The 8,547-nt window shown below is 60.0% G+C and carries 6 protein-coding genes; 2 read left to right on the forward strand and 4 right to left on the reverse strand.

Going from position 1 to position 8,547, the window contains the following annotated elements; genetic code table 11:
- Positions 1 to 421, forward strand: a 421-nt coding sequence (locus A3754_RS10245) for a RimK family alpha-L-glutamate ligase (RefSeq protein WP_369817601.1), incomplete at its 5' end; no start/stop codon positions are given.
- Here the strand turns inward: A3754_RS10245 and A3754_RS10250 are convergent.
- Complete coding sequence (locus A3754_RS10250; protein ID WP_063519594.1) at positions 367 to 1,557, reverse strand: hypothetical protein; 1,191 nt, start codon at positions 1,555 to 1,557, stop codon at positions 367 to 369. The two genes, A3754_RS10245 and A3754_RS10250, sit on opposite strands and share 55 nt — an antisense overlap.
- A gap of 243 nt (positions 1,558 to 1,800) precedes the next feature.
- On the opposite strand from A3754_RS10250, the gene serB reads away from it, so the two are divergent.
- Positions 1,801 to 3,036, forward strand: a complete 1,236-nt coding sequence (serB, locus tag A3754_RS10255) for a phosphoserine phosphatase SerB (RefSeq protein ID WP_063519595.1) — start codon at positions 1,801 to 1,803, stop codon at positions 3,034 to 3,036.
- Positions 3,037 to 3,184: 148 nt separating this feature from the next.
- Here the strand turns inward: serB and A3754_RS10260 are convergent, their stop codons facing one another.
- The 3 genes from A3754_RS10260 to epmB all read right to left on the reverse strand — a co-directional run bounded on the left by A3754_RS10260 (position 3,185) and on the right by epmB (position 8,454).
- Positions 3,185 to 5,272 carry an EAL domain-containing protein gene (locus tag A3754_RS10260; protein ID WP_231880581.1) on the reverse strand — a complete coding sequence of 696 codons (2,088 nt, stop codon included), beginning with the start codon at positions 5,270 to 5,272 and terminating at the stop codon, positions 3,185 to 3,187.
- 257 nt (positions 5,273 to 5,529) lie between these two features.
- Positions 5,530 to 7,290, reverse strand: coding sequence for a hypothetical protein (locus tag A3754_RS10265; RefSeq protein WP_063519597.1), 1,761 nt, complete (start codon positions 7,288 to 7,290; stop codon positions 5,530 to 5,532).
- A 156-nt stretch (positions 7,291 to 7,446) separates the two neighbouring features.
- Positions 7,447 to 8,454, reverse strand: coding sequence for an EF-P beta-lysylation protein EpmB (gene epmB, locus A3754_RS10270; protein WP_063519598.1), 1,008 nt, complete (start codon positions 8,452 to 8,454; stop codon positions 7,447 to 7,449).
- Between the last annotated feature and the right edge of the window lie 93 nt (positions 8,455 to 8,547).

The following is an 8,547-nucleotide window of genomic DNA, read 5'->3' on the forward strand; positions in this document are numbered from 1 at the left end:
CGAAAACCGGCAACAGTCACAGGACTATGCCGCCCGCGAAACCGTTCTGTACGTACAGAAATTACTGCCCATCGTGCGCGACCTGCGCATTGTCGTGGTCGGAGACAGCGTGGTGGCCAGCTACTGGCGGGAGGGTTCCGGCTTTCTCAATAACGTCAGCCAGGGTGGCCGGGTGCGCACCGACCTGCCGGTGCCAGGCAACGCACTGTCACTGGTGGAAGGGCTGGCCCGTTATCTGAACATCAACCACGCCGGGTTCGACGTGGCCATGGTGGATGGCCATCCCTACATTCTGGAATTCAATCGCCTGTTCGGGAACACCGGCATCGCCGCCCTGAACAGGGACGTGCAACAGGCCATGCACAACTACCTGCTGGGCTCGACCCTGCCTCCGTCATCGGACAGCAAGGTCTCCGCCTGAGTGCGTAACAGCGCCTGGTAACGGTGGGCCAACTGTTCCACCGGCTGCAAACGCACCCGGTGGTCACCCGCACAAACCACCTGGGCTTTCTCTGGCTGGTATAGCGCTTTCACATCCAGCTCGGCCACGGTCAGCTGGCTGTCAGGCACATTGAGACGCCCCGGCACACCCGCCACACACAGGGCCCAGGCTTCTTCCTGATCCGGGTCCGCCGTCACCAATGCCTTGAATTCCAAAGAGATCTTGCCCGCCTGTTTGCGCTGCGGCGCCAGCAGCCGCACCACTCTCAGGAACAGCAGGCCAGCACACAGGGCGGAAAACGCGGCGCGTGATGCCGGCCCCTGATAGAAATACAACCCCGCCTGCTCACCAATCACCGGCCCCTGGTGGCCGTCATACAGTGCCGCCACTTGATCCAGCAACTGCTGGTACTCCGCCAGCACCTCTTTCAACACCTCTTCCGTGTAGCGCTGCCGGATATGCGCGAAGTTCACAATGCTGAGGCGTAACTGGGCCTGCATCTCTGCGCCGTCCGGCACAGGCGAGCGGACTATCGGCGGGAACGGCGCATCATGATGTGGCGACTCCTGGGGCACCCTCGGGGCGGATACATCAGGCTCATCCTGCGCGGGCGGCTGCAGGCGCTGCTGTATCAGCGCAGCCGCCACTCGTAACAACAACAGGCACAGCACTGCCAGCACAAAACCCGCTTCGATCTGTTTGCGCGGCAGCAACGTATTGTCACCCAGCAAGGTCAGGGTGCCCGCCAGCTCACCATCGGGGAGCGCTGCCGGCACGGTCACTCGCAAGGGGGAAGCCTTTTCCCCTGCGGCGCCGACCTGCTCCCCGGAGGTATCCTCGAAGCGAATCCCCAGCACCGGTTTCAGCTGCACGGTTTCCCGCCCAATCAGATTAATGCTGATGGAGTCCTCACTGGCCAACGCTTCCGCCGCACGGCGAGCCGTCTGCTGCGCCAACGCTTGCAGCTGCACTTTACGCTCCTGCTCCAGGCCGGCAGAAAAGTGCTCAAGGAAATAGACGCCGACCACCAGCATGGCCAACAGCATAAGAATCAGCTCGCGCAGCAGGCTCCGCTGCTGCCGGATCCATGGCCGCCATTGCTCCCACAGTGACATAACTTTGCTTTCCGTATTCTTGACCGTTGAGACTGCGGCGCAGTATACCGCGCCCGGCCAGGCAGGACTTGACCCAATTGGCGTAGTCGCCTGTCGTTGGGGAACCTGGCCAGGCACAAGAACCTGCCTCTCAAGCCACCATTTCTGCTACTCTTACGCCGTTTCGGGGCAAAGATAGCGCCGACGATCTAACGCTTTTTTACCTTCTGGCACTTTTTATCTTCTGCAACTGGGAGCCCACGCGTGCGCGAGATCATTCTGATCCAGGTATCTGGTAATGACCGGCCCGGCCTGACCGCCGCCTTCACGGGCATTCTTGCCCGTTACCGGCTCAATGTTCTGGATATCGGCCAGGCCGTTATCCACGACACCCTGTCACTGGGCATACTGGTAGAAACCCCGCCGGATGCGGAATCCTCATCGGTACTCAAAGACCTGCTGTTCGAAGCACACAAGCTGAACATCAATGTGCGCTTCCGGCCCATCGACGAAGACCGCTACGAAGAGTGGGTAGCCGGCCAGGGCAAGGACCGCCACATCATTACCCTGCTGGCGCGCAAGATCACCGCCGAGCAGCTGGCCGATGTGACCACCACCGTGGCTGACAACGGACTCAACATCGACAGCATTGCCCGGCTGTCCGGGCGCGTACATCTGGAAGGCGAGGCGCTCAATCAGGACAGCCGCGCCTGTATCGAAATTTCCGTGCGCGGCGAGCCCCAAGACGGCGAGGCCATGCGTGCCGCCTTCCTGAATATCGCCAACGAACGCAATCTGGACATCGCGTTCCAGCGCGATAGCGCCTATCGACGCAACCGTCGCCTGGTGGTGTTCGATATGGACTCCACCCTGATCCGCTCCGAAGTTATCGACGAGCTGGCCACTGAAGCCGGTGTCGGCGAACAGGTGGCAGACATTACCGAGCAGGCCATGCGTGGCGAGCTGGATTTCAACGAAAGCTTCAAGGCTCGTGTGGCGCTACTGAAAGGCCTGGACGAAGGCGCCCTGGAGCGGGTGCGCGAGCGCATCCAGCTCACCGAAGGCGCCGAACGGTTGATCTCGACCCTGCGTGCGCTGGGCTATCGCACCGCCATTCTTTCCGGGGGGTTCACCTGGTTTGGGCAATGGTTACAGCAGCTGCTGGGCATTGATTATGTCCATGCCAACGAACTGGAAATCGAGAATGGCCAGGTCACTGGCCGGGTTGTCGGCCAGATCGTCAACGGCCAGCGCAAAGCCGACCTGCTGAAAGACATTGCGACCCAGGAAGGCATCAGCCTGGAACAGGTCATCGCCGTAGGTGACGGCGCCAACGACCTGCCCATGCTCGGTGAAGCCGGCCTGGGCATTGCCTTTCGCGCCAAACCGCTGGTCAAACAGAATGCGGAGCAAGCCATCTCTACCCTGGGGCTGGACGGCATTCTTTATCTCATCGGTGTGCGGGACAAGGATCAGGCGGAGCTGCTTAAGAGTAGTTGACAGTTGATAGTGGATAATTGACAGCTGCGCGAACAACGCTGCCATGAATCCAAACGCAAGAGGCCGCGCCCATCGACAAGGCGCGGCCTCTTGCGTTTCAAAACGCTCCGGATCAGGAGCGCGACGCTGTCAGCTGTCCACTAAAAAACTACGCTGCGTCCGGGATTTCCAGCTTGTCCATCGGCGCCTGCAGGTAATAGCCCTGCAAATAATCCACGCCTCCCAGTGTCCATAATGCCTGCATCTGTGCGGCCGACTCCACAAAGCCCACTACCGTCTTGCGGTTGCCTTCTTTCACCTGCTTGATGATCGACGTGAGGCGCTCGCGGCCTTCGGCCTTGGACAGCTCCTGGGTGAAAGAACCTTCGAATTTCACCATGGTGGCCGGGATATGCTGGAACAACTTGAACGGATCCAGCCCACCACCGAAACGGCTGATGGAAATACCACACCCCAGCGCTTTCACCTTCTCGGCAAAGGCACCAGCCTGCTTCAGGTACGTGGCCGCGTCGCCTTCACTGAACTGGAACGTGACCCGCGCTCCGTCCATCTTGGCCGCACGCATGGCCTTGCCGAGCCAGTCAGCCAGCGACGCATCCGCCAGGGAGGCGCCATTCAGGTTCAGCACCAGACTGACCGGTTCGCTGAAGGCAGCCGCAGCGCGCATGGCATTGAGGACCACCCAGCGGTCAATCTTGCCCACCAGGCCCTGATCCGCTGCCACCGTCATAAACTCTTTTGCCTCCATGGCCTCCCCCTGCTTCTGCGGCAGGTTCACGAACACCTCAAAGGCATGGTCCGTTTCGTCTTCCAGGCTCATCAGCGGCTGGTAACGCAGATTGAAGGCGCCCTGCTCCAAGGCCTGACGCACCAGCATGGCCACCGCCTCGGAAGACCCGGCGGCCACATCATCCATGGGATCGTGCACTTTGATGGCATTGCCCTTACCGGCATTTTCCCGTTGCGCCTGATTACAACATTTTAGCGCCGTGGTCAGCGTGTCCTGGCTGCTGCGGGCGTCTTCGCGCACAAACGACACCCCCACACTGGCGGTGATATGCACGGTCTTGGCGGCCACTTCCGGCATCAGGGTTTCAATGCCGGCACGCAATCTCTCTGCCAGTTCTGCGGCCTCATCCATATCGGCCACCGGTTGCAGAACGGCAAAATCCTCGCCATCTACCTTGGCCAGATGAGCCTCGCCCACCTCGGCACGCAGCCATTCGGCCACGCTTTTCAGAATCTCATCCGCGCCATCAATTCCCAGACCCGACTGATGGTGCTCAAAGTCATCCAGACGCAGATAGAGCACGGTGGACAGGCGCCCTTCGTTGGCGGCCTGGGCCACACTTTCATCCACCCGATCCATAAACCAGCTGCGGCTGAACAGTCCTGTGACCTGATCTTTCTGGCTCATTTCCTGAAGCCGCTCTTCCATCTCACTCTCATTCACGCCAGCGGCGCGAATCACGATCTGGGTGCAGGCCTCGCCATCGTAAGTGCTGGCCGAAAAGGTGAAGGTGGCATCGAACTCGCTACCCTCGGTATTAACGCCCTTGCATTCCAACTCGTGGGTCTGGCTTTCGTCCTGGGCACGGCTGCGCAACAGCTGCTTCAACTTGGCATGGTCCGAGGCCGACACCATATCCATGATCGGCACCCCGGCCAGGTCGTCAGCGCTTTCATAACCGAACATTTCCACGTAATTGTCATTCGCGTGGATGTGCATGCCATCAAGCACATAGGCAATCGCATCACGGCTCTGGTCCATCAGCAAAGACAGACGCTTCTCCGCATCGTGGCGCACAATTTCGGAGTGCTGCAGCTCCTTGCGAAGACGCAGGAACTCGATGACCCGGTCCACCATCAACGACAGCAGCTCGCGATCATCGTTGGGCACCACACCACGGGCCCCCAGTGACATGCCGGCCTTGATGGTATCGGGGGTGAAATTGTCTTCGAGAAGAATCACCGGGATCGCCTTGCCCAGGCGATTAAGGTGCGCCATGACGCTTTCAAAACTGCTGTCGCCGAAGGTCGGGCGGCACAGCATCAATTCCCACGCGCCACCTTTCAAGGCCCGTAACAGGTCATCCTCACCCAGCGCCAGCTGCGCCCGGGTCGCACGACCGGCATTACGCAGGGCGTTCATCAGCTGCTCAGCCTCATCCTGGGAATCATGGGCGATCAGAAGACGTAAATTATCGAGGGCGTAACTCATGGGGCGATGACTCATGCACTTTTCTTACGGCCCACCATTGTGCCTGACTACCCTGTCTTGGCAACCATCAAAGGGAATGTGCCGAAAACACCGGCCTGCAGCCATTACGCGACGGCCAGGCCCCCTAATGAAAAGTTACGGCAAAATGGAGACACATACGTTTCGCGGCATCCTCGCCGCAACGATACTTTTTGTTATTCTAACAGGCGGCTAATCGGCAGCCTGTGAACGACGAATCGCAAATGACATTTTTCCTGATTCGTCATCAACTTCTACAGGCTGGACCAGATCGAATCCAGCGCATCATCATCCCCGCCTTCCGGGGATTGAGTCGGTGCCGGCGTCGCCATATCCCGAAAGGGATACTGGCTGAACCCGGACGCACCCTGGGTACGGCGCAGCAATTGCACCCGGCGCGGCTCGCCGGCTTCCACCAGCTCCACCTTGACGCCTTCATTGAAGCCCACCGTGGGCAACAACAGGGTAGCGGGCTGCCCCACAGCAGCCAGCTCGGGCAACACCACACCGCGCATAAAATCACTGTCGAGTCCCTGCTTGCGCAGGGCCCGTGCCGCCACCGGACGTCCGCCTGGCGCCAGTAACTCCACACCAAAACGGGCACCATGGTTCGGCAACTGCGTCACCCAGCGCACCACGGCCAGGGACCACTGGCTATCGGGGTGATCGCGCAGGGCAAGCAATTCACCGGTGCGCATCAGGCTTGGCGTATTTCCCTGCCACGACAGGCAATAGCCGCCCGGGCTCGCGTTCACTTTCTGGCAGTGATAACTCACTGGCAGAGTGCCTTCCGAGCGCTGACTGCCCGGCGCACCCATTTCAATGGTCTCGCCGACATAATCCGATTGATAGGCCGTTGCCCAGGGGTCTGCGTTCTGCTGTTTCTGCTTGTTGCTCTTCTGGATGTTCGCCAGGAAAGGGTTGTGCTCTTCTTCGGCACTCAGCACGGAAAGACTGCCGCGCTCCACCATGGTTTCAAAAGCCACCTTGCCGGACAGGAAGTAGTGCACCCCCACCAGACCAAAGCACAACTCAATTTCGCCGCTTTCCGGCATGCGCTTGAACGCCCGCTCGGTCAGCGCACCCCAGACCTGCTGCAGATGGGTAAGCAGACCCTCATTGAGACTCTTGGGCACAACCAGTTCGCTGTCACCGGGAGCTCTCAGCCAGGCGGTTATGGCCTCCACCAGACGGGTGGAATCAATGTAACGCCAGCTTTGCGATGCCTGGGAGGCATGGGTACGGTAAATCGGCGGCCGGTCGGCCTGCAGGTCAAAGACAAACAGGTCGTCATCATCACTGGCTGTGCTGATCTCGATCAGCGGCGCCCAGGCAAACGCCGCCTTGTAGATGCCCGCCAGCTCCTGCTGACGCAACTGATTGGGTTTCGCCGTGGCCAGCAACAGGCAACGGGCGTAGGCGGACTGGATACTGCTTTCGACTTCACCATCCACCACCGGAGTCGCGCTGATCCCGTGGAGTTCAGCCAGCAGGAACAGCTGGTGCAGCTCCAGCCACAAATGACGGGGGCTGGGGAAATAGAGTTGATAACAGCGCAGCAGTGTATCGCCCAGGGCCGTCACCGCCCGATGGATAGCGGTAGTCACCGCTCGCCGAACGGCCTTGTCCTTGACCTTGCGAATGCCACGCACCGCCACCAGCTTGTACCCGTTCGCCAGATGCCCCTGCAGGGCCTGGGCGAGACTGGCCACGCGGCGAGCCTTCTCAGGCAACACCAGGGACTGATTCAGATAGTGTTTTTGCAGCGAATCGCTGACATGAAGAATAGACGGGCGCACGACTTCCAGTAACTGAAAGCGGAGTTTGGAATCAATCTGCAGCCGATTAAGCTCCTGAATAAACTGGTACAGCTGTCGAGCCGTTTCTCCCATATTCATGATCGGAAGAGACTCCACCCACTGCTCCAGCTTCTTCGGCTGATCAGCGCCAAGTGTCAGGTGCGGCAAATCCTGCTCGGGCAGTTTCAATCGCACTGTCTGGGCTGGTTGCTCCATGAAGATAATCCTTATCTTGGCGGCATCCAGGCTACCTAGTTATTTGGTATTAGTTCTTGTTATTTATGCGTCCTGTGTCACACGACTTTACGATACCGCTACAATTCTGTAAACGCTGTGCCACATTCCTCAGAAAGGGCTTGCGGACCGCGCCTCTTAACCGGCCAGCACCGTTTTAGCGGGCTCTCCCGGCTCTTCCCGAGTCAGCCTTGGCACCAGAAAGCCCGGCAGGCGCGCACGCAAGTCCGCATGCAGCTCCCGGGCAATGGCATCGGGCACGGCAAAATGGGCTGCTCCCTGCACTGCATCCAGCTGATGCAGGTAATAAGGCAACACTCCCGCAGCAAAAAGGGCATCGGATAAATCCGCCAGCGTTTCCACCCTGTCATTCACTCCGGCCAGCAGCACACTCTGGTTCAACAGGGTGATACCCGCACCACGCCAATCGCGGCAACCCGCCGCCAGGGCCGGGCTGATTTCACGCGGGTGGTTGGCATGCAGCACCAGCACGGTTTGCCAGCGGTCATCGGTCAGCAATGCTCTCAAGCCCGCGTCCAGCCGCTCGGGAATCACCACCGGAGTCCGGCTATGGATGCGTAACCGGCGCAGGTGGGGGATGCCTGCCAGGGCTTCCAGCAGTTGCTCAAGGCGCCGATTGTTCAGGGTCAGCGGATCGCCGCCACTGAGAATCACCTCATTAATATCCGGCCGCGCCGCCAGCCATTCCAGTGCCTGCTCCCAGCGCTTGCCGCTTAGATGTGTCTGGTAAGGAAAGTGCCGCCGAAAGCAGTAACGGCAATGCACCGCGCACGCCCCGGTGACTACCAGCAGTGCCCGCCCATGGTACTTATGCAACAGGCCCGGCACCGCCGTGTGCTCGGCTTCCTCCAGCGGGTCAGCACTGTATCCCTGCTGGAGCTGGCGCTCCTCAGGCGCGCTGAGCACTTGCCGCAACAGCGGATCATTCGGGTTGCCCCGCTCGATCAGGTCCACGTAGCGACGCGGCACCCGCAAGGGAAAATCGCCTGCCGCCGCCAGGCTGGCGGGCAGGTCCTGCGGAGTCAGTCCCAGCTGCGCAAACAGCTCCGCCGGGTCGGTAATCAGATCGGCCTGCTGGCGCTGCCAGTCCGGCAACTCCCAACCGGCCGCTTCCTGCGTTATCATTGCCAGCCTTTCCAATGCCATACATCAACCTTTGGAACATTATTTATGGCCAACTATTCTACCAGTGAATTCAAGTCTGGCTTGAAAGTCATG

Source organism: Alcanivorax sp. HI0083 (genome assembly GCF_001635175.1).